The following is a 26936-nucleotide window of genomic DNA, read 5'->3' as shown; positions in this document are numbered from 1 at the left end:
GCGGTTCGCGTCCGGCCCGACCGGCCTCCCTCCCTACGGCGTGACCCGCCCCCGCTCCCGTGGTCGAAACCGGCATGGCCGCTGTTCACCGTTCTCCGCGTTCCCAGGCCGTTGCGCCCCGAACTTCGGCCCCGCGAACCGGAGCCGTCCGGCTTGCCCTCGTCGCCGTCCTTCTCTCCGCGTCGGAGGTGCGCGCCGAGGAGGCGGGCGGGATCGTGCTGGAGGAGCTCTCGATCACGGCCGAGGGTCGCCCGGCACCGGCCGGGGTACCGTTCGGTGTCTCGGCGCCCCCCGGTTCCAGCCCGAACGTGATCGAACAGCCCCTGGGCGCCACCGCCACGCGCGTCAGCCGAACCGACACGATCGAGAACCGGCCCGCCACAAGCCTCGGATCGGTGCTGGTGAACAGTCCCGGCGTCACCGTGCGCCCGGGCAATGGCGGGCGCGACGTGGTGATCTCCATCCGGGGCAACAATGCCCGTTCCACCGGCGTCATCCGGAACATGGTGGTGCTGGAGGACGGCTTCCTCCTGACCCAGCCGGACGGCGCCTCGCGCTTCGACCTCGTCGATCCGCGCGCCTACAGCCGCATCGACGTGTTCCGCGGTCCGCAATCGGCTCTGTTCGGCAACTACGCCACCGGCGGCGCGCTCGCCTTCCGCACCCGGACGGGCCGCGAGATCGACGGCTTCGAGATCGGCACCGATGCGGGGAGCTTCGGCTATCTGAGCAACTATTTCACGGTCGGCGGCGTCAGCGGTCCCGTCGAGATCAGCCTGTTCGCCAGCGACGTCCGCGCCGGCGGCTACCAGGATCACAGCGCCTACGACACGCAGACGATCAACCTGCTGGCCAGCTACACGCCGACGCCGGACAACCGCTTCACCCTCAAGGTGATCAACAACCAGCTGCAGGCGGACCTGCCGGCGCGCGCCTCCCTCGACCAGTATCGAATCAACCCCGAGCAGCGCGGCTGTGCCAAGGCGGCGACGGCCGCGCCGGGCTGCACCCTGACGAACCTGTTCGCCAACGGCGCGTTCGGCCGGACGGTGGGCGTGACCGCCACGGAGGGCGGGTTCGGACGGGACGACCGGCGCACCGTCGTGGCCCTGCGCTGGGAGCACGACCTCGACGCACAGACGACCTGGCGCACCCAGCTCGGCTTCGACGAGCGCAACTTCGACCAGCCGTTCTACACCTCCGCCGTCCGGGGCAGTTACCCGTCCCTGACCCTCCTCACGGACCTGACCCGACGCTACGACCTGATGGGCCTGCCGGCCGTGGGCTACGTGGCCTTCACCTCCGAGATCCTCGACAACCACGTGACCACGTTCAACCGGGCGCCGGGGGCGGGACGACCGGCCCTGGGCGCCCTGATCGGAGACCTGCGCGGCGACCAGACCAATCTCGGCGGGCGCGCCCGCACGGAGGTGGCACTTTCCGACCAGTGGAGCGGGCTCCTCGGACTCAGCGCGACGAACACCACGATCACCGGACGCAACAGCGCCTATACCTATTCGGAAGCCGGACGGACGGCCTCGGTGGTCGATGCCACGCGCAGCTTCCTCAACGTCGCGCCGGAACTGGCCGTGGTCTATCGGCCCCGGGACGCCTGGAGCGTCCGCGGGCGCGTCGCCACCGGCTACGCCACGCCGACGGGCAGCAACCTGTTCGTCACCAGCGCGGGGCTGCCGGGCAACAACACGCAGCTTCAGGCACAGACGAACCTCGGCTTCGACCTCGGCGTCGACTGGACGCCGGTGGACTCCCTGCGGATCAGCCTCACGGGATTCTACGAGTTCTTCCGCAACGAACTCCTGTCGCAATCACCGGGTGGGGGCCGGCTGAGCTACTTCATCAACGCCCCGGCCTCGGAGCATCGCGGCGTCGAACTCGGCGGCGACTGGGCCTTCGCGCCGGGCTGGCGCGGAACGCTGGCCTACAGCTTCGACGACCAGATCTACACGCGGTTCACCGAGCTGCTGAGCGCCGGTGCCGTCACCGCCCGTTTGGACCGGGCGGGCAAGTCCATTCCCGGCGTCCCCGCGCACCAGCTCCTGGCGCGGGTCGGCTACGAACAGGTCGGCGGCCCCCTGGACGGGCTCGGCGCCTTCGTGGAGACCGTGGTTCAGGACGGCGTCCTCATCGACAACGGAAACCGCCTGAGGACCCCCGGCTACGCCATCCTCAACGCGAACGTCCACTACGCCACGGAGCTCACCGGGGGCTACGCCAAGCGCCTCAGCCTGTACCTGGAAGTCCGCAACCTGCTCGACACGACCTTCATCGCCTCCGCCCTGAACCTGACGAGCACCCTCAGCCGGACCACCGGCCTGGAGAACGGAGCAGCCACCCTGGCGGGCACGGCCGGATCGATCCTCGCGGGCGCGCCGCGCAACGTCGTCGGAGGGCTGAAGCTCGCGTTCTGAGATCCTGCGGCTCGCGAGTCTGCGGCTCCGGCGGGCAGAGCGCGGGATTGCCTATATTTTAGGCGTGTGATGGGAGGTTTCTGGAGAGCGGCAAGGTCTCTGCGTGTCTTTGAGGCAATGCCTGGCCGCGTACCCGGCGACCCGGACAGCATCGTGGTGTCCTCGGCCGGTGCAGCACAGAATCGGGATCGTGGACGGCAAGACATGATCAGGCGGCGTGTTCGTCTCGGGCGACCGGGAGCGGCGCGAGGGGTTGGCCGATGGATTGCATTCACGGTTCCGTCACGCCGTCTCCAGCCCATGGAAACCCGTCCGCGCATGTTTGCTTCCGTTTCCCGATGGTCGAAGTCCCGCCTTCTCGCCGCCGCCCTGCTGTCCGGGGTGCTGATGCCCACGGCCTTCGCGCAGGGCGTCCTCAAGATCGGTATGACGGCCTCCGACATCCCGCTCACCACGGGCCAAGCCGACAATGGCGGCGAGGGCATGCGGTTCACGGGCTACACGGTCTATGACGGCCTCATCAATTGGGACCTCTCCTCCGCCACCAAGCCCTCCGTGCTGGTGCCGGGCCTCGCCACGAGCTGGGCCGTCGATCCCGCCGACAACACCAAGTGGACCTTCAAGCTGCGCGAGGGCGTGACCTTCCACGACGGCTCGCCCTTCACCGCCGAGTCGGTGGTGTGGAACCTCGACAAGCTCCTGAAGACCGACGCGCCGCAATTCGACCCGCGCCAGTCGGCCCAGGGGCGCTCGCGCATCCCGGCGGTGGCGAGCTACCGCGCCATCGACCCGACCACCCTCGAAATCGTCACCAAGAACCCCGACGCGACGCTGCCCTACCAGATCGCGTGGATCATGATCTCGTCGCCGGCCCAGTGGGAGAAGGTCGGCAAGAGCTGGGACGCCTTCGCCAAGACCCCGGCCGGCACCGGCCCGTGGAAGCTCACCCTGTTCGCCCCGCGCGAGCGCGCCGAGATGGTGCCCAACAAGGAGTACTGGGACAAGGCCCGGGTGCCCAAGCTCGACAAGCTCGTGCTCGTGCCGCTGCCCGAGGCCAATGCCCGCGTGGCGGCCCTCCGTTCGGGTCAGGTCGACTGGATCGAGGCGCCCCCGCCGGATGCCGTCGCGTCCCTGAAGGCCGCCGGCTTCGGCATCGTCACCAACGCCTACCCGCACAACTGGACCTGGCACCTCTCCCGCGTCGAGGGCTCGCCCTGGAACGACATCCGCGTGCGCAAGGCCGCCAACCTCGCGGTGGACCGCGAGGGCATGAAGGAGCTGCTGAACGGGCTGATGATCCCGGCGCAGGGCTTCATGCCGCCGGGCTCGGCCTGGTTCGGCCACCCGACCTTCAAGCCGACCTACGACCCCGAAGCCGCCAAGAAGCTCCTGGCCGAGGCCGGCTACGGCCCGAACAAGCCCATCGTCACCAAGATCCTGATCGCGCCGTCGGGCTCGGGCCAGATGCAGCCCCTGCCGATGAACGAGTTTATCCAGCAGAACCTCGCGGATGTCGGCATCAAGGTCGAGTTCGAGGTGGTCGAGTGGAACACGCTCATCAACCTGTGGCGCGCGGGCGCCAAGTCCGACATGTCGCGCAAGGCGACGGGGATGAACTTCTCCTACTTCATCCAGGACCCCTTCACGGGCTTCATCCGCCACCTCCAGTGCAACCTCGCGGCGCCCAACGGCACCAACTGGGGCCATTACTGCGACCCCGAGATGGACAAGCTCTTCGACCAGGTCCGCACCACCTTCGACCCGGCCGAGCAGACCAAGGTCCTGGAAAAGGTGCACGAGAAGTACGTCGACGACGCCCTGTTCCTGATGGTGGCCCACGACACCAATCCGCGTGCCATGAGCCCCAAGGTGAAGGGCTTCGTGCAGGCGCAGAACTGGTTCCAGGACTTCTCGCCGATCTCGATGGGCAAGTGATCGGGCAAGTGGTTGAGCAAGTGACGATGAAGGTCGCGGTCATGAACCCTCCCCCGCTGCGGGGGGAGGGTGGTCGCGCAGGAACCGGGGGAGGGGCATGCCGCATCCGGCAAAGTCGCCTCCGCTCCCGCCTGCTCCGCAGGTACCCTCTTCCGCAGAGGAGAGAGGGCTGAGAACATGCTGAAGTTCATCCTCAAGCGCCTGCTCACCGTGACGCCGGTGGCGCTCGGCGTGAGCGTCGTCTGCTTCATGCTGGTCCACCTCGCCCCCGGCGATCCCTTGAGCGCGGTGCTCCCGGTGGACGCCACGCAGGAGACCATCGACGCCATGCGGGCGGCCTACGGCTACGACAAGCCGCTGCCCGTCCAGTACGTGATCTGGCTCTGGCACGTGCTTCAGGGCGATCTCGGCATCTCCATCGCCACCGGCCGCCCCGTGGTGCAGGAGGTCGGGAGGGCCGTGGTGAACAGCCTGATCCTGGCCTCCGTGGCGACGCTGATCGGCTTCACCTTCGGGTGCCTGTTCGGCTTCGTGGCCGGCTACTTCCGCAACTCGGTCCTGGACCGGCTCGCCTCGGCGGTCTCGGTCTTCGGGGTGAGCGTGCCGCATTACTGGCTCGGCATGGTGCTGGTCATCGTGTTCTCGGCCCAACTCGGCTGGCTGCCGCCCACCGGGGCCGGGCCCGACGGCTCGGGCAACTGGCGGCCCGATCTCGACCACCTGCGCTACATCATCCTGCCGGCACTCACGATGTCGGTGATTCCCATGGGCGTCATCGCCCGCACAATCCGGGCGCTGGTGGGCGACATCCTCGCGCAGGACTTCGTCGGTGCGCTCCGGGCCAAGGGCATGAGCGAGTTCGGCGTGTTCCGGCACGTCGTCAAGAACGCGGCCCCGACGGCGCTGGCCATCATGGGCCTGCAACTCGGCTACCTGCTGGGCGGCTCAATCCTGATCGAGACCGTGTTCGCCTGGCCCGGCACCGGCTTCCTCCTCAACGCCGCGATCTTCCAGCGCGACCTGCCCCTGCTGCAGGGCTCGATTCTCGTCCTGGCGATGTTCTTCGTCGCCCTCAACCTCATCGTCGACGTCGTCCAGACGGCGCTCGACCCGCGCATCGAGAGGGGCTGATGGCACGCGCGACACAGGCCGCCGCACCGATCCTCGACATCGCCGGCGGGGCCGCCCCGGCGCCGACGGCGCCGGACGCCTTCGTGCCCTCGCGGGGGTTCTGGGGGCAGGTCGGCCACAAGCTCCTGCGCGATCCCGTAGCGATGGCCGCCGCCGGCATCATCCTGGCGATCGTGGCGGTGGCGCTGCTCTCGCCCTGGATCACCCCGATGGACCCCTATCGCGGCTCGATGCTGCGGCGCCTGAAGCCCATCGGCGACGCCACCTACCTCCTGGGCTCGGACGAACTCGGCCGCGACATGCTGAGTCGCCTGATGATGGGCGGACGCCTGTCCCTGTTCATCGGGGTCACCCCCGTCATCCTCGCCTTCGTCATCGGGTCCGGCATCGGCATCCTGGCCGGCTACGTCGGCGGCTGGGTCAACACCGTGCTGATGCGCACGGTGGACGTGTTCTTCGCGTTCCCCTCGGTGCTGCTCGCCATCGCGCTCTCCGGCGCCCTGGGCGCGGGCATCTTCAACTCGATCGTGTCGCTGACCTGCGTGTTCGTGCCCCAGATCGCCCGCGTGGCCGAGAGCGTGACCACCCAGATCCGCGCCCGCGACTACGTCGACGCCGCCCGCCTCTCCGGCGCCTCGACCCTGACGATCCTGCGCGTGCAGGTGCTCGGCAACGTGCTGGGGCCGATCTTCGTCTACGCCACCAGCCTCATCAGCGTATCGATGATCCTCGCCTCCGGCCTCTCCTTCCTCGGCCTCGGCGTGAAGCCGCCGGAGCCCGAGTGGGGCCTGATGCTGAACACCCTGCGCACGGCGATCTACGTGAACCCGATGGTCGCGGCCCTGCCGGGGCTGGCCATCTTCATCGTCTCGATCTCGTTCAACCTGTTCTCCGACGGCCTGCGATCCGCCATGGAGGTGAAAGCATGAGCCAGCCCATCGGCCTCGCCACCGTCCCGATCGCCCGCGACCGGGGCGGCCCGGCTCAGCCCCTCCTCACCGTCGACCGACTTGTGAAGCACTTCCCCGTCAAGAAGGGCATCGGCGGCACCAAGGCGGTGGTGCGAGCGGTGGACGGCGTCGATTTCGAAATCCTGAAGGGCGAGACCCTCGGCGTGGTCGGCGAGTCGGGCTGCGGCAAGTCCACCACCGCCCGGCTCATCATGGGCCTGATCAGCCACGATTCCGGCGACCTGCTGTTCGACGGCGAGCGCATCGGCAGCCGGGCGCTGCCCCTGCGGGACTTCCGGGCCCAGGCTCAGATGGTGTTTCAGGACAGCTACTCCTCCCTGAATCCGCGCATGACCGTCGAGGGCTCCATCGCCTTCGGGCCGCAGGTGCACGGGATCCCGAAGCGCCAGGCCATCGAGCGCGCCCGCAGCCTGCTCGCCCGGGTGGGGCTGGAGCCGGCCCGCTTCGCGGCGCGCTACCCGCACGAGCTCTCAGGCGGCCAGCGCCAGCGGGTGAACATCGCCCGGGCGCTCGCCCTCGAACCCCGCCTCGTGGTGCTCGACGAGGCGGTCTCGGCCCTCGACAAGTCGGTGGAGGCGCAGGTGCTGAACCTGCTGATGGATCTGAAACAGGAGTTCAACCTCACCTACCTGTTCATCAGCCACGACCTCAACGTGGTGCGCTTCATCTGCGACCGGGTGGCGGTGATGTATCTCGGTCAGGTGGTGGAGATCGGCCCCGCCGACACGGTGCTGGCCGCTCCGGCCCATCCCTACACGGCCGCGCTCCTGTCCTCGATGCCCTCGATGGACCCGGATGCGCGGACCACGGTGGCGCCGCTTGCCGGCGACCCGCCGAACCCCATCGACCCGCCCGCCGGCTGCCGCTTCCACCCGCGCTGCGCCCTCGTCGAAGAGGTCTGCCGCGGCACGGTCCCGCCCCTCGACGGCCGCGATGTGCGCCACCGCGTCGCCTGCCTCGCCCGCCAGCCCGGCTCGGGCCATTCCCTGTCGCCCAGCCTGACGGTGGCCGCATGAGCGTATCGGCACCCGAGCCGGCCGTCGCGATCCGCGGCCTGACGGTGGTCTTCGGCGGCGTGGTCGAGGCCGTGGACGGGGTCGACCTCACCCTAGAGCGCGGCCAGGCCGTGGCGCTGATCGGCGAGTCCGGCTCCGGCAAGAGCGTCACCCTGCGGGCGATCATGCGTCTGAACCCGGAGCGCCGGACGCGGATCGGCGGCACGATCCGGGTTGGCGGCGCGGACGTGATGGCCCTGTCGCCCAAAGCCCTGCGGGCCCTGCGCGGCCGGGCCGTGGCGATGATCTTCCAGGAGCCGCTCCTGGCCCTCGATCCCGTCTACACGGTGGGCCAGCAGATCACCGAGGCGATCCGCCAGCACGAGCGGATCAGCGCCGGGGCGGCCCGCCAGCGCGCCCTGGCCCTGTTCGAGCGGGTCCGCATTCCGAGCCCGGAGCGGCGCCTCGACGCCTATCCGCACGAGATGTCGGGGGGCATGCGCCAACGCGCGATGATCGCTCTGGCGCTCGCCTGCCGGCCGCAGGTCCTGCTTGCCGACGAGCCGACCACGGCGCTCGACGCCACCGTTCAGATCCAGATCCTGCTGCTCCTGCGCGAATTGCAGGCGGCGCTCGGCCTCTCGACGATCTTCGTCACCCACGACCTCGGCGCCGCCGTGGAAGTCGCGGACCGGATCGCGGTGATGTATGCCGGCCGCATCGTCGAGGAGGGCTCCGCCCGGGATGTGGTGCTCGCCCCCCACCACCCCTACACGATCGGCCTCCTGCGCAGCCGCGCCGATGGGGCGCTCGCCAAGGGCACGCGCCTGAAGACGATCCCCGGCAGCCCGCCCGACCTGGCCAACCGGCCGCCGGGCTGCCCCTTCGCCCCGCGCTGCTTCCTCGCCGAGGCGCGCTGCCGGGTCGAGGTGCCATCTTACGTCAACGTGAAGCCGGACCACCGCGCCGCCTGTTGGCGTACGGAAGCGGCGCACGCAGCGTTCACGGAGGACAAGGCGCAGGTGCTGGAAGCGGCTGTGTAGCGTCGCGCGTCGGCTCCGACCTTCGGGGGCCGCTTTGACGTCGGCTCGGCTAGGCCGCCGCACGAGTCAAAAGCACGAAGAGATAGAAGGCTTGGCCGCCCGTCACGATGACGATCGCGGGGAGAAGGTCTCTGACGGCCCGTGCACCGTCGTGATCGTATCGGCGTGGGATCAGGATCGATGCCATCACGAAGCATCCGATCATGGGACCGAAGCTGAGCGCCATCCACTTCGGGGCGTACCATGTCGGGCGACCGTCGATCCCCCACTGCATCGGGAGGAAGCTCGCCTCACTGAATCGAACGCTCGCGACCCAAGACAGGCAAGTGAGAACAGCGACCGTCGCCGCGACGATCAGATAGGCACGCCTCATCGGTTGGTAAAACTCCAGGCTTCATCGACGACAGATGATAACCTGGAGGTGTTTCTTTCGAATGACCCAGGTGTGCGAGATTCGAAGGTTGTCCGAAATTGCCGGTCTGACGAAGCTCCCGGACTGACGTCACCCCAGCCGCAAGCCCGCCTTCGCCTTGCGCCGCTGCAGGTACAGGCTGGTCCCCAACGCCAGTCCGATCACCGCGAGCGACAGGCCGGTGGTGAGGGTGCCCAGCGCGTAGATCTCCGGCGTGGTGACGGTGGTGGTCAGGCCCTGCAGTTCCAGTGGCAGGGTGTTGCGGCCGCCGATGGCCTGGCTGGTGCGGGCGAGCTCGTCGAAGGACAGGGTGAAGCCGAACAACGCGACGCCGACCAGCGAGGGGCCGAGGATCGGCACCACCACGTGACGCAGGGTCTGAGACCCGGTGGCGCCGAGGTCGCGGGCGGCCTCCTCGTAGGCCGGGTCGAACCGGTTGAAGACCGCGAACATGATCAGGAGGCCGAAGGGCAGAGTCCAGGTGAGGTGGGCGCCCAGCGCCGAGGTGTAGAGCCCCATCAGGGTACCGTGCTCCTGCAGCCAGCCCCATCCGGTCTCGGCGGCGGCCCATTTCACCGCCTCGTCGAGAAGCCGGAATTCCAACCCGATGCCGAGCGAGACCACGATCGAGGGGACGATCAGGCTCGCGACCGCAAGGGTGAACAGCGCGCCCTCGCCGCGAAAGCGCTTGCGGAAGGCGAGGCCGGCGAAGAACGCGATGACGACGGTGAGCCCCATCACCACGAGGCCAAGTCGCAGGGAGCGCCAGAGGGCGCCCCAGATGTCGACGATCCCGAGCCCGGCCCAGAGCTTGCCGAACCAGTGCGTCGAGACCCCGTTCATCGGGAAGGTGAGGCCCCCCTGCGGCCCCTGGAAGCTGAGGACGAGGATGGTCAGCGTCGGCCCGTACAGGAAGGCCACGAAGAGGGCGAAGAACGCCGCCAGGGCGTAGAAGGCCGGGGAGCGGGGGCGGTCGCTCACGTCTAGAGTTCCTTCCGCAAGTCAATGAGCCGGGTCATGGCCACGATCATCAGCATCACGACGCCCAGCAGGACCACCGCGTTGGCCGCGGCCGCCGGCAGCTGCAGGGCCGACATCTGGACCTGGATGACCTTGCCGACCGAGGCGATCTGCTGGCCGCCCATGACGCCGACGGTGACGAAGTCGCCCATCACCAGGGTCACCACGAAGATCGACCCGATGGCGATGCCGGGCTTGGCCAGGGGCACCACCACGTTCCAGAGGGTCTGCCAGCCGGTGGCGCCGGAATCATAGGCCGCCTCGATCAGCGACCGGTCGATGCGCGCCATGCTGTTGAAGATCGGCACGATCATGAAGACCGTGTTGAGGTGCACGAAGGCGAGCACCACCGAGAAGTCGGAATAGAGCAGGCCCTCGATGGGCGTCCTGATCAGCCCCATCCCCATCAGGGTGTCGTTGACGAGGCCGTTGCGGCCCAGCAGCGGGATCCAGGAGATCATCCGGATCACGTTCGAGGTCCAGAACGGGATGGTGCAGACGAGGAACAAGGCCATCTGCAGGGTGCGCGACCGGACATGGAAGGCGACGAAGTAGGCCACCGTGAAGCCGATCCCCAGGGTGAAGGCCCAGGTCAGCGCGCAGAATTTCAGGGTCGAGAGGTAGGTCCGCACGGTGGTGCAGGCATCCGCCGTGTTGACGCAGCCCTCGAACACGTCGATGTAATTCTGCACCGTGAAGGCGGGAATGATCTCGTACTCGTTGTACTCCCAGAAGCTGACGATCAGGGTCAGGCCCAGGGGCACCACGAAGAACACCAGGAAGACGAGCGCCATCGGCGCGGCCTGGAGGTAGGCCAGCGCCTGCCGGCGGCGGGTCCTCGTCGTGAGGCTGGCGGCGGGGGCCTTGGCGGGCGGCGCCTCTGTCACGGCGGCGGGAAGGGCGATGTCGGTCATGGCGCAACCCTCGTGACAGGCGAAACCCTCCCCCCCTCTGCGGGGGAGGGCGTTCGCATCGTCGCCCCGCTTACGCGGCGATGAACTCGTTCCACTTGCGGACCATGTAGGTGTTCTCGTCCATCACGGCGTTCCAGCAGGCGACGCTGCCCATGCGGGTCTCGAAGGAGCCGCCGTCGCGGGTGGCGCCGGCCTTCTCCAGCACGCTGCCGTCCGGTCCCTTGATGTCCTTCTCGGCGGGCTTGCCCTCCATCCAGTACGCCCACTCGTAGGGCTCCATGTGCGCCTTGGCCGTCTCCAGCACGGCCGAGTAGTAGCCCTGTCGGTTGAGGTAGGCGCCGGCCCAGCCGGAGAGGAACCAGTTGATGAAGTCGTAGGCCGCATCCAGCTTGCGGCCCGTCAGGGTCTTGGGCACGCCGAAGCCGGTGGCCCAGGCCCGGTAGCCCTCCTTGAGGGGCTGGTAGGTGCAGGCCACGCCCTGGCTGCGGACCTTGGTGACGGCGGGCGACCACATCGACTGGATCACGGTCTCGCCCGATGCCATCAGGTTCACGGATTCGTTGAAGTCCTGCCAGAAGGCGCGGAACTGACCGGCGCGCTTGGCCTCGATCAGCAGCTTGATGGTGCGATCGATCTCGGCCTTCGTCATGTTGCCCTTGTCGGGATAGGTGTAGTCGCCCGTGGCCTCGATCACCATGGCGGCATCCATGATGCCGATGGAGGGGATGTTGAGGATCGAGGCCTTGCCCTTGAACTCGGGGTTCAGGAGTTCCTTCCAGCTCGCGATCGGGCGCTTGATCAGGTCCGGGCGGATGCCGAGGGTGTCGGCGTTGTAGGTGGTCGGGATCAGGGTGATCCACTCGGTGGGCGAACCCGCGAAGGTCTTCGCGTTTTGCCCCTCGAGATAGAAGACCTTCTTGGGCGCCGTGCCCTGGTCGCCGATCGTCTTGCCCCCGACCTGGCCCTTGGTGAAGACCGGGGTGATGTTGTCGGCCTGCTTGATCCGGCGGGCGTCCATGCCCTGGATGTTGCCCGAGGGGATAAGCTTCTTCAGACTGAAGAACTCGGTGTCGAGGAGGTCGAAGGAATTCGGCTGCGTCACCACGCGCTTGGTCACCTCGTCGGTGACGACGGGGATGTACTCGATGGTGATCCCGAGATCCTCCTTCACCTTGCGGGCGATGTCGCCGGACTGGTTCACGGCGGTGCCGAGGTAGCGCAGGGTCACGGGTTCGGCCGCGATCACGTTGGGAAAGCCGGTGATCGGACCGGCGCCGAGGGCCAGTCCGGTGGCACCCGCGCCTTGGAGCAGGGTGCGGCGGCTCAGCTTGATCGTGGTCGTCATGCAGGCTCCTCTGAGGAAACGCGGTCGGGTCAGGCGCTCAGGCGATGGGCGGCGTCGGCGTCCCAGCCCAGCGGCACGGTCTGGCCGAGGGCGAGGGGGGGGCCCGCATAGGCCGCGTCGTCGATCACCGCCGTCAGCGCGGTGGCGGGTCCTCCGCCGAGGCCGTCGGCCGCGAAGCCCACATGCACGCTGGTGCCCTGGTACTCCACCGAGACGACGCGGGCCGGCACCGCGTCCGGGCCGGCTTGCGCGCCGAGGCGCATCCGGTCGGCGCGCACCGCCACCTCGCTCGCGTCGGCCAGGCGGATGACGTTGTGGCCGCCGATGAAGCGGGCGACGAAGGCGGTGGCCGGGCGTTCGAACACGGTGCGGGGGGCGGCCGCCTGCTCGATGCGTCCACCATTCATCACCACCACGAGGTCGGAGAGCGCCATCGCCTCCTCCTGGCTGTGGGTGACGTGAATGAAGGTGATGCCGAGTTCGGCCTGGAGCCGCTTCAACTCGGTCCGCATCCGCACCCTCAGGAACGGATCGAGGGCCGAGAGCGGCTCGTCGAGGAGCAGGACCTTGGGTCCGGTGACCAGCGCGCGGGCAAGCGCCACGCGCTGCTGCTGACCACCGGAGAGTTGCGCCGGCAAGCGCTCCGCCAGATGGGCCATCTGAACGAGGTCGAGCATCGCCAGCGCCTTGGCGCGGCGCTCGGCCTTCGCGATGCCGCGCATCTTCAGGCTGAAGGCGACGTTGTCGCGGCAATTCAGGTGGGGAAACAGGGCGTAGCTCTGGAACATCATCGCCGTGCCGCGCTCGGCCGGCGTGGCATCTCCCATGGAGCGCGGGCCGATGACCACGTCGCCGCCGGACACGGTCTCGTGGCCGCCGATCATCCGAAGGGTGGTGGTCTTCCCGCAGCCCGAGGGGCCGAGCAGGCAGCAATAGGCGCCCGAGCGCACCTTCAGATCGATGCCGTCCACGGCGGTCGTGTGGCCGTAGCGCTTGGTCAGGCGGATCAGCTCGACGTCCATGCGTTGTCTCCCCGCCCGATCCCCAGCAAGGGACGGGCCAGACGATCCCCGTTTCGCCACCCAAACCGTCTCCGGTCGACCGCAACCGGGCTGGCGCGCGCCGCCCGGGGGCGGCCGGCCGGATCAGACGGCAGTCCCCGGCCCCGGCGTCCGGTCGAGGACCCGTCCGCGCCCGTGCGGCCCGGTCACCCGCCCATCCTCGGCGACGACCTCGCCCCGCGCGAGGGTCATCACCGGCCAGCCCATCACGGAAAACCCCTCCCAGGGGGTGTAGTCCGCCCCGTGGTGGAGGTTGGCCTGCCGGATCGTCTCGCGGCGGTTCGGGTCCCACAGCGTCAGGTCGGCGTCGAAGCCGATCCCGATCGAGCCCTTGCGCGGGTAGAGCCCATAGAGCTTGGCGTGGTTGGTGGCGGTGAGTTCCACGAAGCGATTGAGGGAGATGCGCCCCGCCGAGACGCCTTCCGAGAACAGGATGGGCAGACGGGTCTCGATGCCCGGGATGCCGTTGGGCACCCAGCGGAAGGAGGTCCGGCCCTTTGGGTTCAGCTTGCCGGCGGGATCGTCGTAGCGGAAGGGGCAATGATCGGAGGAGACCACGTCGAACAATCCGGTCTGGATCCCGCGCCAGATCGCGGCCTGGTTGGAGGCCTCCCGCGGCGGTGGCGAGCAGACGTATTTCGCCCCGGCCATCGGGTCGTCGGAGCCGAGGCCTTTCATGTGGTCGGCGGTCAGGGTCAGGTATTGCGGGCAGGTCTCGGCGTGGATCTTCAGGCCGCGCTCCCGGCCCCAGGCGATCTGCTCCATGGCCTGCTGGCCCGAGACGTGGACGATGACGATCGGCAGGTCGACGAGCTCGGCGTGGCTGATGGCCCGGTGCGCCGCCTCGCGCTCGACCACCTGCGGCCGGGACAGGGCATGGCCGAAGGGGCGGGTCTCGCCGGCCTTCTCCAGACGCTCGGTCATGTAGCGGATCGCGTCGTAGCCTTCCGCATGGACCATGACGCGCGCGCCCTCCCGCCGCGCCAGGTCGAACACGTCGAGGATCTGGCGGTCGTTCAGGACGAGGTCGTCGTAGGTCATGAAGACCTTGAACGAGGTGTAGCCCTCCGCGATCAGGGCCGGCAGCTCCTGCCCGAGCACCGCCGGCGTCGGGTCCGAGACGATGAGGTGGATGGCGACATCGATGTGGCACTGCCCCTCCGCCAGCGCCCGGTAGGCATGGGTCGCCACGCGGAGCGACGCGCCGCGAGGCTGGAGCGCGAAGGGCATCACGCAGGTGTTGCCACCGGCCGCCGCCGCGCGGGTCGCCGAGGCGAAGTCGTCCGCCATGACGATGCCGGGGCCGGACGCCTGCGCGATGTGGACGTGGCTGTCGATGCCCCCGGGCAGGACGAGGAGGCCGGAGGCGTCGATCGTGCGGGCCGCATCGGCGATCCGCTCGCCGATCGCCGCGATGCGACCACCGCGGATGCCGAGATCGGCGGCGAACGTGTCGGTGGCGGTGACCAGCGTACCGCCCCGGATGGCGAGGTCGAAGTCGGGCATGGCGTCAGTCCCTCACACGGGCGATGATCGCCACCGGGCCGCCGCCGTCCGGTCCCTGATGCTCGGCACCGCCCGAGACGAACAGATCGGTGCGCCCGATCGCGGCGGCGGCGACCCCGCCCACGAGGGCGCGGGCGTGCCGGGTGGCGTTGATGTCGCTGTCGTCGTTCATGATGTGGCGCCGGCCCCGGATCAGCCCGTCATGCGAGGGCTCAGCCTTGGCGAGCAGGGCGACCACGCGCTCCGACATCCCGGGAGCCAGCTGACCCGACGAGGAAAACCCGAGATCCGCCAGGACACCCTGGATCGCGCCGAAATCGATGCCGTCGCGCATGACGCGGTGGGCGATGGCGTGGGGGCCGGACCAGCCACGGGCATTGCCGAGGACGATGACCTCGTTGTGCATCAATTCGATGCCGGCGGACGCACTCGCCTGCCCGGAATAGAGGTCGCGCCGCGTGCCGATGGCCGCGTCCGAGAGATCTTCGCCCGAGACTTCGCCCAGGGCCAGGGCGATGCCCAGCGCGGAGGCGCCCCGCGACAGACCCATGGAGGCGTAGGTGTCGTGGGTGGCCACGCCCTGCCCGCGTTCGGCGGCCTCCTGGATGCGGGCGCTGGTGAGGAGCGGGCACTTCACCTGCACGAGGTGGACGTCTTCCGGATCGTCGAGCCCGGCCTGGGCCATGGCTTCGCCGACCGCCGTGGCCGTCGCCCGCACCTGTGCCATCCGGCCGATCGCCTCGGGCCGGAAATCGGCCGTGAAGGCGGTGCCGATCGCCAGCGCCGACGCACCTTCGGCCTCGGGACCATCGCGGCGCGCCAGCACGAGGAGGTGGGGAGAGAGCCCGCCCTCGGTGCCGCCCGACATGACCAGGGCGACCCGTGCGCCGACCGCCGCGGGCGTGCAGCCCATCGCGCCGGCGAGGGCGGTCTCCAGCGCCATCACGGCGAGCGGGCGGGTGAAGTCGTTGACGCAGCCGTTGCCCTCGGTCTTGCCGAAGATCGCCACGATCTCGTCCGCCGTCACGGCGCCGGCGGCGATGAGGTCCATCACCCCCGAGACGTCGGCGGGATGCCGGGTCGGCACGCGGAAGACGAGGCATTCGGGCATGGCGGGTTCGCGTCTGGATGAGAGGACGGGCCAAGCTAGGCCGCGCGTCCGGCCCGCGCGAGTGCTGGTTTGCGCACGCCGCGCTCCCGAACGGGCAACGGTCGGGATGGACCGAACGGTACGGCTCTTGCCGGGCCGGGGGCGACAGGGTGGTCGATGCCAGCGCGACCCGGTTTGGAGCTGCACGATTTGTGGCTTTCTGCCCCCGGGGGTGGCGCTCAATTGTCCGATCTGACCAAGCGGACGGCAATCGCGCCCTCGATCGACGGCGATGACCGATCTGTGGGTTTTGTTGGCATTGCTTTTGCCAAGCTGGGTTTCGCGAGGCCCTGACAGCGTCCGGCGGCGGACACGGCCTCCCGCCGGCAATCCTGAGGAGCACGAACGCATGACAGACCCGACGATCAGCCGGCGCGGCGCGCTCAAGCTCGGCACGGCCGCCGCGGCGGGCGCCCTCGCGACGCCGTTCCTGGCCCGCCACGGCCTCGCCGCCGAGGAACCGATCAAGCTCGGGAGCCTCCTCGACGGCAGCGGCGCCCTCGGCCTCGAGGGCAAGCGGATGATCGAGACCACCGAATACGCGGTGGAACTGATCAACAAGGCCGGCGGCCTCCTCGGACGGCCGATCAAGATCATCGCCTACGACACCCAGTCGAGCATGCAGCTCTACACGCAGTACGCCCAGCAACTCGCGCTGAAGGAGAAGGTCGACGTCATCCAGGGTGGCATCACATCGGCCTCGCGCGAGGCGATTCGGCCGATCTTCGGCCGTTCCAAGACCCTGTACTTCTACAACACCCAATACGAGGGCGGCGTCTGCGACCGCAACGTGTTCTGCACCGGCACGACGCCGGCCCAGACCGTGAATCACCTCGTCGACTATGCGCTGAAGACCTGGGGCAAGAAGGCCTACATCATCGCGGCCGACTACAATTACGGCCATATCACCGCGAGCTGGATGACGAAGTTCATGAAGGAGGGCGGCGGCTCGGTCGCCGGTACCGACTTCTTCCCCCTCGACGTGACGAATTTCTCCTCCGCGATCAGCCGAATCCAGCAGGCCCAGCCCGACCTCGTGCTCTCGGCCCTGGTGGGCGCCAACCATTCGGGCTTCTACCGCCAGTGGGACGCCGCCGGGATGAAGGGCCGGATTCCCGTGGCTTCCTCGGTCTTCGGGCTCGGCGACGAACTCACCACCATGGATGCTTCGACCACCACCGGCATCGTCACATGCTACGGCTGGTACAACGACCTGCCCGACGCCCGGAGCGTCGCGTTCGTCAAGGGGATGCAGGCCAAGTTCGGCGCCGACGTCACCGACCTCAGCGAACTCGACACCGCCACCTACGACGGCATCATGCTCTGGGCCGAGGGGGTTAAGAAGGCCGGCTCCCTCGACCGCGACAAGGTCATTGCCGCCCTGGAATCCGGCATCTCCTACGAGGGTCCGACCGGCAAGGTGACCATGGACGGGGCGACCCACCATACCATCCGCAACACCTACCTCGCCCGGCCCAAGGACAAGAAGTGGGAGATCCTCGCGAGCTTCCCGGAACAGTTCCCCGCCGACACGGCCGGCGCCTGCGACCTCCTGAAGAATCCGAAGACCAACAAGCAGTTCACCCCCGACCTGAAGGGTTGAGGGTGAGCATGGCGCCCGATCTCGTCGGCCTCCTCGCCTTCAACGTCCTGGCGGGCATCGCGACACTTGCGCTGATCACCCTCGGCCTCGGGGTGATCTACGGAATGATGCGGATCATCAACCTCGCCCATGGCGAGTTCATGATGCTCGGCGCCTACACGGCGGTGGCCGCCTCCGATGCCGGCCTCAACATCTGGGTCGCCATGCTGGTGCTGCCGCCCCTCGTGGTCGGCCTCATCGGCCTCGTCCTCGAGCGCACCGTCATCCGCTTCCTCTACGGGCGCATGATGGACACGATGCTGGCGACCTGGGGGATCAGCCTCGGGCTGATCGGCCTCGTCACGTCGATCTACGGCAACGTGGTCCGGGGCGTGTCCACGCCGGTCGGGAGCTTCGAGATCGGGCGCTACGGCGCGAGCCTCTACAGCCTGGTCATCGTGGCGGTGGCCTGCGCGGCCCTGGCCGGCCTCTACCTGCTCCTGCGCCTGACGAGGTTCGGGCTGATCCTGCGGGCGACGATGCAGAACCCGCGCATGGCGGCCTCCCTGGGGGTTTCGCCGGACCGGATCTACATGGCGACCTTCGCCCTCGGGGCCGGCCTGGCGGGTCTCGCCGGCGGCGTGCTCGCACCGATCTCCGGCATCTCGCCGGCCATGGGGGCGGCCTACATCTCGCGCGCCTTCATCACGGTGCTGGGCGGCGGCCCGGCGATCCTCACCGGCACGGGTCTCGCCTCGACCCTGTTCGGGGTCATCAACGAGCTCGTCTCGTTCAAGACCACCCCCGTCATCGGCGACGTGGCCCTTCTGGTCGCCGCAGTCCTGCTCATCCGCGTGCTGCCCCAGGGCATCACCGGCCGCTACCTGAGGCGCAGCCTATGACCCGTCCCCCGTCGCCGCTCCGAGCCCTGGTCCGTCCGGCGGCCCTGAGCTTCCTCGCCATGGTCGCCTCGGGCCTCGTCATGCTGTTCGGAGCCCCCCACCTCCTCGACACCTTCGGCCTCGTGCAGATGACGGGCTTCGTGGCCATGGCGATGTTCGCCCTCAGCCAGGGCTTCATCTGGGGCTATGGCGGCGTGATGTCGTTCGGGCAGGCCGCCTTCCTGGGCCTCGGCGGCTACGCCTACGCCGTCGCGGTCCTGAACCTCGGTGACTCGACCCTGCCGGTTCTGCTCGCCATCGTGGTGCCGATGCTGTTCGCGGGATTGCTCGGCTACTTCATGTTCTACGGCCGAATCTCGGACGCCTATATCGGGGTGATCACCCTGACGGTCTCGGTGATCCTGTTCCAGCTCGTGAACACCACCTCGGGCAGCCAGTACCGGATCGGCGAGGCCGAACTCGGCGGCTTCAACGGCATCCCGGCCATCCCGGCCCTCAACCTGCCGGGCGACGCCGGCAACCCGCTCGACCCCGAGGGGATCTGGTATGCCGCGATGGGGAGCCTCATCCTCGTCTACGTGGTCCTGCGCGCCATCCTGGCGAGCCGGTTCGGCCGCGTGGTCGTGGCGATCCGCGAGAACGAGACCCGGGCGCAGCTCATCGGCTACGATCCGCGCCTTTACAAGCTCCTGGCCTTCATGATCTCGGCCGGCATCGCCGGCCTCGGTGGCTGCCTGTTCGCGAATTGGGGCGGTTTCATCAGCCCCACGGTCTTCGGCCTCACCATGTCGGCCCAGGTGATCATCTTCGTTCTCGTCGGCGGACTCGGCACCCTGCTCGGCCCGATCCTCGGGGCGGTACTGATACAGTGGCTGACCATCGAGGCCGGCGCCCAGAGCCTCATCGATTCCAACCTCGGCCTCGGCGCGATCCTGGTCACCTTCGTGCTGCTGATCCCGCAGGGTCTGGTGCCGGTGGCCCGCAACCTCTTCCTGCGCCTCGGCACGGCGCTCATCGGCCGGCGGATGCGGGCCAAGCCCCTCGGGCCCGCCCCGGGCGCGGCCCTGGCCGGGGAGGTCCGTCGATGAGCGTGTCCCCCGCGGCGAAACCCCTCCGCCCCCTGCTGGAAGCCAAGGGCGCCACCATGCGCTTCGGCGGCGTCACCGCCGTCAACGCGGTCGACTTCGTCCTCGGGGAGGTGGAGCTGCGCTGTCTCATCGGTCCGAACGGCGCGGGAAAGAGCACCTTCTTCAAGATGCTCACCGGCCAGCTCACGGCGAGCGCCGGGCGCATCCACTTCCGCGACACCGACATCACGGCCGCGCACCCGCACGAGATCGCCCGCCTCGGGGTCGGCATCAAGACGCAGGTTCCCAACGTCTTCAACGGCCTGTCGGTGCGCGAGAACGTCTTCGTCGCGGCGGGCCGCAAGAAGTCGCTCGCCCGCACCCGCGCCATCGTCGAGGAGACGCTGACCCGCCTCAAGCTCACCGAGATCGCCACCCGCCTCGTCGGGCAGCTCGCCCACGGCCAGCGTCAATGGGTCGAGATCGCCACGGTCCTGGCCCAGGAGCCGGAGCTGATCCTCCTCGACGAGCCCGCCGCCGGGATGACGAAGGAGGAGGTCGAGCGCACCGCCGCCCTCATCCGCGAGATCAACCGCACCCATGCGGTCATCGTGGTGGAGCACGACATGCCGTTCATCCGGATGATCGCCAAGACCGTGACCGTGTTCAACCAGGGCCGCATCCTGATCGAGGGCGATGTCGACACGGTACTGTCCAACGCCCGCGTCCGCGACGTCTATCTGGGCAAGCAGGCCGCATGACCGCTCCCCTCCTCGCCGTCGACGACCTGCATTCCGGCTACGGCCGCATCCCGATCCTCGGCGGCGTGTCGCTGCAGGTGAATGAGGGCGCGTTCGTCGGCATCCTCGGCCATAACGGCATGGGCAAGTCGACCCTGCTGCGGACGCTCACCGGCAACCTGCCCGCCACGGCCGGATCGATCACCTTCGACGGGCGCGACATCACCCGGCTCTCCCCGACCGCCCGGGCCCGGGCCGGCATCGGCTACGTGCCGCAGGGGCGCGAGATCTTTCCGGCGCTCAGCGTCCACGAGAACCTGCGGATGGGCTGCCTTCTGTCGCGCGACAGGGAGGAGGCGGTGATCGCCGATATCCTCACCTTGTTCCCGCGCCTGAAGGCCTATCTCGACCGGCCGGGCGGTGCCCTCTCGGGGGGCGAACAGCAGCTGCTGGCCCTGGCCCGCTGCCTCTGCGGGGCCCCCCGCATCATCCTCCTCGACGAGCCCACCGAGGGCATCCAGCCCTCGATCATCGAGGAGATCATCGAGACGCTCCGGGCGATCGGCCGGCAACGGGGCCTCGCGGTGCTGCTGGTGGAGCAGAACCTGAACTTCATCGCGTCGCTCTCGCAGCGCGTGCTGATCCTGCAGAAGGGCCGCATCACCCGCGAGGTCCCGCCCGATGTCGCCCGCGACCGGGCGATGATCGACGAGTTCGTCGGCATGGCCTGAGGGCCACACCCCCGTTTTTTCTAGTCAGGAGACGTCCGGCATGGATGCCACGACACGCAGCCCCTTCGACGTGGTCGAGATGACCCTGGCCGATGCGGCCGACGCCTTTGCCAGCGGTGTGACCTCCGAGGCGCTGACGCAGGCCTTCCTCGATCGCATCGCGGCGCACAACCCGCACTACAACGCCCTCATCGTCATGAACCCGGACGCCCTGGCCGATGCCCGCGCCATCGATGTCCGGCGCGCGGCCGGCGAGGCCCTGGGGCCGCTGGCCGGCGTGCCCGTGGTGATCAAGGACCCGATGGACATGGCCGGGCTGCCGACCACCGCCGGCTGGCACTTCCTGAGCGCCCGGACCGGCGGCGTCGACCTCATCCCGGAGACCGACTCGCCCGTGGTGGCGCGGATGCGGGCCGCTGGCTGCGTCATGCTCGGCAAGACCAACGTGCCGGTGCTGAGCGCCACCGGCAGCCACGCCAACGACAGCTGGGCCGGCCCGACCCTGAACGCGGCCGCGCCCGAGAGCCTGCCCGGCGGCAGCAGCGCCGGGACGGCGACAGCCGTCGGTGCCAGCTTCGCGGTACTGGGCCTCGCCGAGGAGACGGGCGGCTCGATCCAGAATCCCGCCTCGGCGCAGGGGCTGGTCGGCATCAAGCCGACCTTCGCCCTGGTGCCCAATGCCGGCGTGGTGCCGCTCGCCGGCAGCACCCGCGACGTGGTCGGTCCCATCGCCCGCTGCATGCGCGACGCCGCGCTGACCCTCGACGTGCTGGCGGGCTACACCCCCGCGGATCCGAAGACCGTGGCGGGCATCGGCAAGCGCCCGCGGGGCGGCTACACCGCCCACCTCGACACCGGAGCGCTGAAGGGCAAGCGCCTCGGCCTGTTCGGCCCGGGCTGGCGCGACCTGCCGCTCTCCCCGGAGGCGGGCACGCTCTATGCCCGCGCACAGGACGAGATCGCCGCCCGCGGCGCCACGCTGGTGGCCGATCCCTTCGCCGGGACCGACTTCGCGGCGTTGGGCCGCCCCACGCCGGGCCTGAATCACTTCGATGCCCGCGGCATGGAATCGGTCCCCTACGACCTGCACCTCTATCTGCAGCGCCTCGGCCCGAGCGCCGCCATCCGCAGCGTCGAGGCCTTCGCCGCGGCCACCGAGGCCGAGGACGCCTTCGGCCCCATTGGCGTGCTGCGTTACCTGCACAGCATCCCGGCCTTCGCGCCGATCCTCGCCAACCCGACCGTGCCACCGGATCTCTCCGCCTTCCTCACCCTGCGGGAGGCCTACCTGGCGATCTTCGACGCGGTGATGGACGCGCGCGGCCTCGACGGCCTCGTCTTCCCGCAGATGCGGAACGAACTTCCGCCCCTTCACGGCGACGAGGCGATCAACGAGACCACGGTGTGCGAGATCAACATCGCCGGATTGCCCGGCGTGACGGTCCCGGCCGGATTCTACGCCTCGGGGTCGCCGTTCAACCTGATCTTCGTCGGCCGAATGTGGAGCGAGGCCGACCTCCTCGGCTTCGCCTACGACTACGAACAGGCGACGCGTCACCGCCGCGCTCCCGACCTGGTCGGCTGAGGCTCGGACGCGGGTATCCCGCGGGCAGGACTGCCCAAGGGATCGGCAAACGGCCCTGGCAATGAGCAGTAAAGCCACAGAAACCACAAAACACAGATTTCCCGATTGACCCACCTCGCCAGTCGCGGCGTAATCAAAACGCGGAACGTTTTCCTTGGGAATTCCGGCAGACATACGCGTCGGGCGACGTGCGGACCATGCCGGGGTGGGGGTTCGATTGCATCCGGCGATGCCGTAGGATTTCGGGAAACGACCTGTGTCTGTGGTTTTTGACCGACCGGTCACACGCGCCGACGGCGCAAGGCGAGATTCGATGCATCATTCCAGTTGCAGGACAACGCGAACGAGCATGGGATACCGGATGCCGCGTCCGCATTCCCGCGCGACCGCGGCCACGGATCACCGTTATCATCGGGTGAACGGTAGGACGGCCATCGAGCATGCTGACGGATCATCGCCACCAGGAAATCCTGTCCCGCCTCCATGGGACGGGCCGGGTCGGCGTCGCGGATGTGGCCCTCTTCCTGAAGGTGTCCGAAGAAACCATCCGCCGCGATCTGAAGATGCTGGAGGAACGCGGCCTGCTCCGGCGCATCCACGGCGGCGCGGTGCCGCCGCGCCTCGATCAGGAGCGCCCCCTGCAGGAGCGCGGCAAGCTCAACACCCGCGAGAAGGGGCGCGTGGCGGTTCTGGCCGAGACCCTGGTGCTGGACGGGATGTCGGTCTTCATCGACACGGGCACCACCACGCTTGCCCTCGCCCGGCGGCTCACCGGGCGCAACCTCACCATCACGACCAACTCGGTGGACGTGGCCCTGCATCTCGGCAGCGGCCCGGCCCGGGTCAACCTGACGCCCGGCACCCTGCGGAGCAACGACAACGCGCTGGTGGGCTACGAGACCGTGGCCTACGCCCGGCGCTACTTCTTCGACATCGCCTTCATGGGGATCGCCGCCTGCGATCTCGAGCACGGCTGGATGGATTACGAGGAGCACGAATCGGTGCTGCGCCGGACGCTGAAGGGTCAGTCGCGCAGGGCCGTCCTGCTCGCCGATTCCCGCAAGTTCGGCCGGCAGGCCAATCTCTGCACCTTCGGTCTCGGCGAGAAGCTCAGCATCGTCACCGACAAGCCGCCGCCGGAGGCGTTCCAGGACGCGTTCGCCCGGCATGAGATCGAGACCATCCATACCTGAGGCCGGCGAGGCGCGGGCCCTCGCGGACCTGCTCGACCGGTTCTCCGCCTGCGGCGCCACCCCCGGGGGCGGCGTGACCCGCCTCTGCGCAAGCCCCGCGGACGGCGCCGCCCGCGCCGTGTTCGCGGAGATGGTCCGGGCGGCCGGCGGCACCCTGCGGGTCGACGCGACGGGCAACCAGTTCGGCCTGTTTTCGCTGACGGATCAGGAAGATGCGCCCCTCGTCATGATGGGCTCGCACCTCGACAGCCAGAGCCGCGCCGGCCGCCTCGACGGTACCTACGGCGTCGCCGCCGCCCTACGGGTGGGTGCCGGCCTGATGGCGGCCCGGCGGGCCGGAGGGCGCTTCAACGCCGATTTCTGCGCCGTGAACTGGACCAACGAGGAGGGCGCCCGCTTCCGGCCGAGCCTCCTCGGCAGCGGTACCTATGTCGGCCGACACACGGTGGCGGAGGCGCTGGCCTGCCGCGACGACGACGGCATCCGCCTGGGGGCGGCGCTGGCGGCGATCGGCCAGGCGGGCGGCGACGCACCGCCGCCGCAGCCGGCCTGCTACCTCGAGATCCACGTGGAGCAGGGCACCGCGCTGGAGGAGGCCGGACGGACCATCGGCATCGTCACCCGCAACTGGGGGGCGACCAAGATCGAGGCGGCCTTCACCGGCGTCCAGGCCCATACGGGGCCCGGGCGGATGGAGCGCCGGCGCGACGCGCTGCTCGCCGCCGCCTATGCCATCGCGGACATCCGGGCGCTGGCCGATGCGTGGCCCGGCCTGCTGTATACCGCGGTGGGTCGTGTCGAGGTCGCGCCGAATTCCGCCAACGTGGTCGCCGCACACGTCGCGATCTCGGTGGAGCTCCGGTCCGCCGACGACGCCATCCTGGCCGAGGCCGGGCGCCGGGCCGACCGCCTCCTCGCCGGGGCCGCCGACCGGGCCGGCACCGGGCTGACGATCACGAGCCGGGGCGAGCGCCCGATCCGGGCGATGCCCGAGGCGGTCTGCGATCTCATCGCCGCCTGCGCCGCGGCGCAGGGCCTCGAATCCTTGCGGATGGACACGGTGGCGGGGCACGACGCCCTGAGCTTCCTCGGGATCTGCCCGACGGGACTCGTCTTCGTGCCAAGCATCGACGGCATCGCCCACAACGAGGCCGAGGCCACCGACCCGGCCGACCTCGCGGCGGGCCTCGCCCTGATGCGGGAGGCGGCCAGGCGCCTGTGCCGCCGGGGCGGCGACCCGGTGCGGGCCGCGCAACCGGAGCCGACAGGATGATGGCCCCCGAACCGAACTTCGCGACGCGCATCGCCGACGCCCTCGCGCGCCTCCCGGGTTGGGAGGCCGGGGCGGCGCAGATCGCCCTGGCGGCGGCGCCGGTCGCCTCCCCGACCCACCGGGCGGTGGCCTCGGACTGCGCCCGGGTCCGGCGCGACGGCGCCGATCCCGTCTTCGTCAAGCGGCGCCACGCCGACATGGCCGCCGACATCTGCCCCGCCATGGCGGAGGCGACGCGCCGGGCCGGGGCCCTCGGCCTCGGCCCGGCCCTGCTGGCCCAGGGCGAGGACGTGGTCGTGCTGGCCGACCTGCCCGAGCCCTGGCGCTACGCCCGGGTCGGCGACCTGCAGGAGGCGAACACGATGGCACAGGTCCTCGGCGCCCTGCGGCGGCTGCACGGGGCGGAGCCCCTCGGCCAGAGCTTCTGCCCGTTCGGGCGGATCGCCGCCCTCGCGGCGGAGGCCCGGGCCTGCGCCGCCCCGGTGCCCGACGATTTCGCGGTGCTCCTGGCGGAGGCCGAGCTGATCCGCGCGGCGATCGCGGCGGCAGGCTTCGACCGGCGGTTCTGCCGCAACGACGGCACCGCCTCGAACCTCATGCTGCGCTTCGACGGGGGCGGCCTCGCGCCCGACGGCGTCCGCCTCGTGGATTTCGACCTCGCGGGCGATTTCGACCCCTGGTTCGAGATCGGCGCGCTCCTCAACGAGGCCTATGTCTTCGAGCCCGAGCGCCGGCAGGCCATCGAGACCTATGCCGGGCGCTGCACCGACGCCCTGCTCGCCCGCTGCCGGCTCTACGGCGCGGTGGACGACCTGATGTGGGGCCTCTGGGGGATCATCCGGGCGGTGACCTCGCGCCGGCCCGGCCTCGAGTTCTTCAAGTATGGCCAGTGGCGGCTGCGGCACGCGCGCACCACGATGGCGGCGCCGGACTTCGAGCTCTGGCTGCGCCGGCTGTGACGGACCGGACGGCTGCGGGGAGGACGCGATGAGCTGGACACGGATGGGCGAGGGGCGGGGCGCCCCCGAGCAGGCCCTGGAGGCGATCCTCGCCCGGGTGCCGGCCTGGGCCGGCACGCCCCTGCGCTACCGCGCCGTCTCGGGCGGCATCAGCAACACCAACTGGCGGGTCCAGGCGGGGGAGGGGATCGACGTCTTCCTCAAGGTGCCCGGGCGCGGCACCGAGATGTTCATCGCGCGGGACGCCGCCCACGAGGCCAGCCGGCGGGCCGAGGCCTGCGGCTTCGGGGTGGCGGTGCTCGACTACCTGCCGGAGGACGGCGTCGAGATCTTCGCCTTCCTGGACGACTTCCGGGCGTCCTCGAACCTCGACTTCCTGCGCCCGGTCGTGCGCCAGAACGCGGTCCGGGCCCTGCGGGCCTTCAACGACGCGCCGGCCCTGACCCTGACCAAGACGATCTTCGACATGATCGAGGAGCATGTCGGGCAGGTGGAGGCCGTCGGCGGCCGGGTGCCGCAGGATGCGGCCTTCCTGATGCGGCGCTACGGCCAGGCCAAGGCCGCGCTCCTGGCCTCGGGCCTCGACCTCGTGCCCTGCATGAACGACACCCTGGCCGGCAACTTCATGCTCGACGGGCAGGACCAGGTCCGCCTCGTCGACTTCGAGTACGCCTCGAACAACGAGCGCGCCTACGAGCTCGCCCTGTGGTTCGACGAGATGGCGTTCCCGGCCGCGGTCGAGCGCGAGATGATCGAGGCCTATTGGGGCCGCTGGACCCCGCAGATCGACGCCCGCACCGCGGTGCTGAAGGCGCTGGGCGACCTCAAATGGGCGACCTGGGCGATGATCCAGGAGCGCGTCTCGACCCTCGACTTCGACTATTACAAGTACGGGACCTGGAAGCTCGCGCGGGCCCGGACCCTGTTCCACCATCCCGACTGGCCGCGCTGGCTGCACTCGCTGTGACCGCCGCCCTCCCGTTCCCGCGTTC

Annotated in this window: 23 protein-coding genes; 16 read left to right on the top strand and 7 right to left on the bottom strand. The window is 69.6% G+C overall.

Annotated features, from left to right (window positions below; genetic code table 11):
• Positions 1–74 precede the first annotated feature (74 nt).
• The 6 genes from ASF41_RS18490 (at position 75) to ASF41_RS18465 (ending at position 8504) form a co-directional block, all read left to right on the top strand.
• Positions 75–2429, top strand: a complete 2355-nt coding sequence (locus tag ASF41_RS18490; RefSeq protein WP_056495743.1) for a TonB-dependent receptor domain-containing protein — start codon at positions 75–77, stop codon at positions 2427–2429.
• A gap of 387 nt (positions 2430–2816) precedes the next feature.
• Complete coding sequence (locus ASF41_RS18485; RefSeq protein WP_244479716.1) at positions 2817–4364, top strand: ABC transporter substrate-binding protein; 1548 nt, start codon at positions 2817–2819, stop codon at positions 4362–4364.
• 177 nt (positions 4365–4541) lie between these two features.
• A complete protein-coding gene (locus ASF41_RS18480) occupies positions 4542–5495 on the top strand; it encodes an ABC transporter permease (RefSeq protein ID WP_056221348.1) in 954 nt (317 codons plus the stop codon).
• Complete coding sequence (locus ASF41_RS18475; protein WP_056221351.1) at positions 5495–6424, top strand: ABC transporter permease; 930 nt, start codon at positions 5495–5497, stop codon at positions 6422–6424. The genes ASF41_RS18480 and ASF41_RS18475 overlap by 1 nt, the downstream gene beginning before the upstream one ends.
• Positions 6421–7482: an ABC transporter ATP-binding protein gene (locus tag ASF41_RS18470; RefSeq protein WP_056495740.1), complete on the top strand. Its 1062-nt coding sequence runs from the start codon at positions 6421–6423 to the stop codon at positions 7480–7482. Before ASF41_RS18475 ends, ASF41_RS18470 begins: the two co-directional genes overlap by 4 nt.
• Positions 7479–8504: an ABC transporter ATP-binding protein gene (locus tag ASF41_RS18465; RefSeq protein WP_056495737.1), complete on the top strand. Its 1026-nt coding sequence runs from the start codon at positions 7479–7481 to the stop codon at positions 8502–8504. Before ASF41_RS18470 ends, ASF41_RS18465 begins: the two co-directional genes overlap by 4 nt.
• Before the next feature lie 49 nt (positions 8505–8553).
• On the opposite strand, the gene ASF41_RS18460 is transcribed toward ASF41_RS18465, so the two are convergent.
• The 7 genes from ASF41_RS18460 to ASF41_RS18430 form a co-directional block, all read right to left on the bottom strand.
• Positions 8554–8877 (bottom strand): hypothetical protein, encoded by a 324-nt coding sequence (locus ASF41_RS18460; protein WP_056274305.1) that lies wholly within the window; start codon positions 8875–8877, stop codon positions 8554–8556.
• A 129-nt stretch (positions 8878–9006) separates the two neighbouring features.
• On the bottom strand, positions 9007–9897 hold the full coding sequence (locus tag ASF41_RS18455) for an ABC transporter permease (RefSeq protein ID WP_056274308.1): 891 nt from the start codon (positions 9895–9897) through the stop codon (positions 9007–9009).
• A 2-nt stretch (positions 9898–9899) separates the two neighbouring features.
• The gene (locus ASF41_RS18450) at positions 9900–10850 is read right to left on the bottom strand and encodes an ABC transporter permease (RefSeq protein ID WP_056495734.1); all 951 of its coding nucleotides are present in this window, start codon (positions 10848–10850) and stop codon (positions 9900–9902) included.
• 70 nt (positions 10851–10920) lie between these two features.
• Complete coding sequence (locus ASF41_RS18445; protein WP_056495730.1) at positions 10921–12195, bottom strand: PotD/PotF family extracellular solute-binding protein; 1275 nt, start codon at positions 12193–12195, stop codon at positions 10921–10923.
• A 29-nt stretch (positions 12196–12224) separates the two neighbouring features.
• A complete protein-coding gene (locus ASF41_RS18440; RefSeq protein WP_056495728.1) occupies positions 12225–13217 on the bottom strand; it encodes an ABC transporter ATP-binding protein in 993 nt (330 codons plus the stop codon).
• 123 nt (positions 13218–13340) lie between these two features.
• Positions 13341–14762 (bottom strand): dihydropyrimidinase, encoded by a 1422-nt coding sequence (gene hydA / locus ASF41_RS18435; protein WP_056495725.1) that lies wholly within the window; start codon positions 14760–14762, stop codon positions 13341–13343.
• A gap of 4 nt (positions 14763–14766) precedes the next feature.
• On the bottom strand, positions 14767–15873 hold the full coding sequence (locus ASF41_RS18430) for a ring-opening amidohydrolase (protein WP_056495722.1): 1107 nt from the start codon (positions 15871–15873) through the stop codon (positions 14767–14769).
• Positions 15874–16261: 388 nt separating this feature from the next.
• Between ASF41_RS18430 and ASF41_RS18425 the strand changes: the two genes are divergently transcribed.
• The 10 genes from ASF41_RS18425 (at position 16262) to ASF41_RS18380 (ending at position 26911) form a co-directional block, all read left to right on the top strand.
• Positions 16262–17515 carry an ABC transporter substrate-binding protein gene (locus ASF41_RS18425; RefSeq protein ID WP_056495715.1) on the top strand — a complete coding sequence of 418 codons (1254 nt, stop codon included), beginning with the start codon at positions 16262–16264 and terminating at the stop codon, positions 17513–17515.
• A gap of 8 nt (positions 17516–17523) precedes the next feature.
• A complete protein-coding gene (locus ASF41_RS18420; RefSeq protein ID WP_056221764.1) occupies positions 17524–18396 on the top strand; it encodes a branched-chain amino acid ABC transporter permease in 873 nt (290 codons plus the stop codon).
• Positions 18393–19484, top strand: a complete 1092-nt coding sequence (locus ASF41_RS18415; RefSeq protein WP_056495713.1) for an ABC transporter permease subunit — start codon at positions 18393–18395, stop codon at positions 19482–19484. Before ASF41_RS18420 ends, ASF41_RS18415 begins: the two co-directional genes overlap by 4 nt.
• On the top strand, positions 19481–20224 hold the full coding sequence (locus ASF41_RS18410; protein WP_056495711.1) for an ATP-binding cassette domain-containing protein: 744 nt from the start codon (positions 19481–19483) through the stop codon (positions 20222–20224). Before ASF41_RS18415 ends, ASF41_RS18410 begins: the two co-directional genes overlap by 4 nt.
• Positions 20221–20934 (top strand): ABC transporter ATP-binding protein, encoded by a 714-nt coding sequence (locus ASF41_RS18405; RefSeq protein WP_056274330.1) that lies wholly within the window; start codon positions 20221–20223, stop codon positions 20932–20934. Before ASF41_RS18410 ends, ASF41_RS18405 begins: the two co-directional genes overlap by 4 nt.
• Before the next feature lie 40 nt (positions 20935–20974).
• Positions 20975–22519, top strand: coding sequence for an amidase (locus ASF41_RS18400; RefSeq protein WP_056495709.1), 1545 nt, complete (start codon positions 20975–20977; stop codon positions 22517–22519).
• Between the two features lie 440 nt (positions 22520–22959).
• The gene (locus tag ASF41_RS18395; RefSeq protein ID WP_056274336.1) at positions 22960–23712 is read left to right on the top strand and encodes a DeoR/GlpR family DNA-binding transcription regulator; all 753 of its coding nucleotides are present in this window, start codon (positions 22960–22962) and stop codon (positions 23710–23712) included.
• Complete coding sequence (locus tag ASF41_RS18390) at positions 23687–24985, top strand: Zn-dependent hydrolase (RefSeq protein ID WP_056495707.1); 1299 nt, start codon at positions 23687–23689, stop codon at positions 24983–24985. Before ASF41_RS18395 ends, ASF41_RS18390 begins: the two co-directional genes overlap by 26 nt.
• Positions 24982–25944 (top strand): phosphotransferase family protein, encoded by a 963-nt coding sequence (locus ASF41_RS18385; protein ID WP_056495704.1) that lies wholly within the window; start codon positions 24982–24984, stop codon positions 25942–25944. Before ASF41_RS18390 ends, ASF41_RS18385 begins: the two co-directional genes overlap by 4 nt.
• A 28-nt stretch (positions 25945–25972) precedes the next feature.
• Positions 25973–26911 (top strand): phosphotransferase, encoded by a 939-nt coding sequence (locus ASF41_RS18380; protein WP_082487139.1) that lies wholly within the window; start codon positions 25973–25975, stop codon positions 26909–26911.
• Positions 26912–26936 lie beyond the last annotated feature (25 nt).

The sequence above is a fragment of the Methylobacterium sp. Leaf111 genome, assembly GCF_001423285.1.
GTDB lineage: Bacteria > Pseudomonadota > Alphaproteobacteria > Rhizobiales > Beijerinckiaceae > Methylobacterium.
Note: the sequence above shows the minus strand (reverse complement) of the source record. Positions and strands in the feature narration are given on the sequence as shown.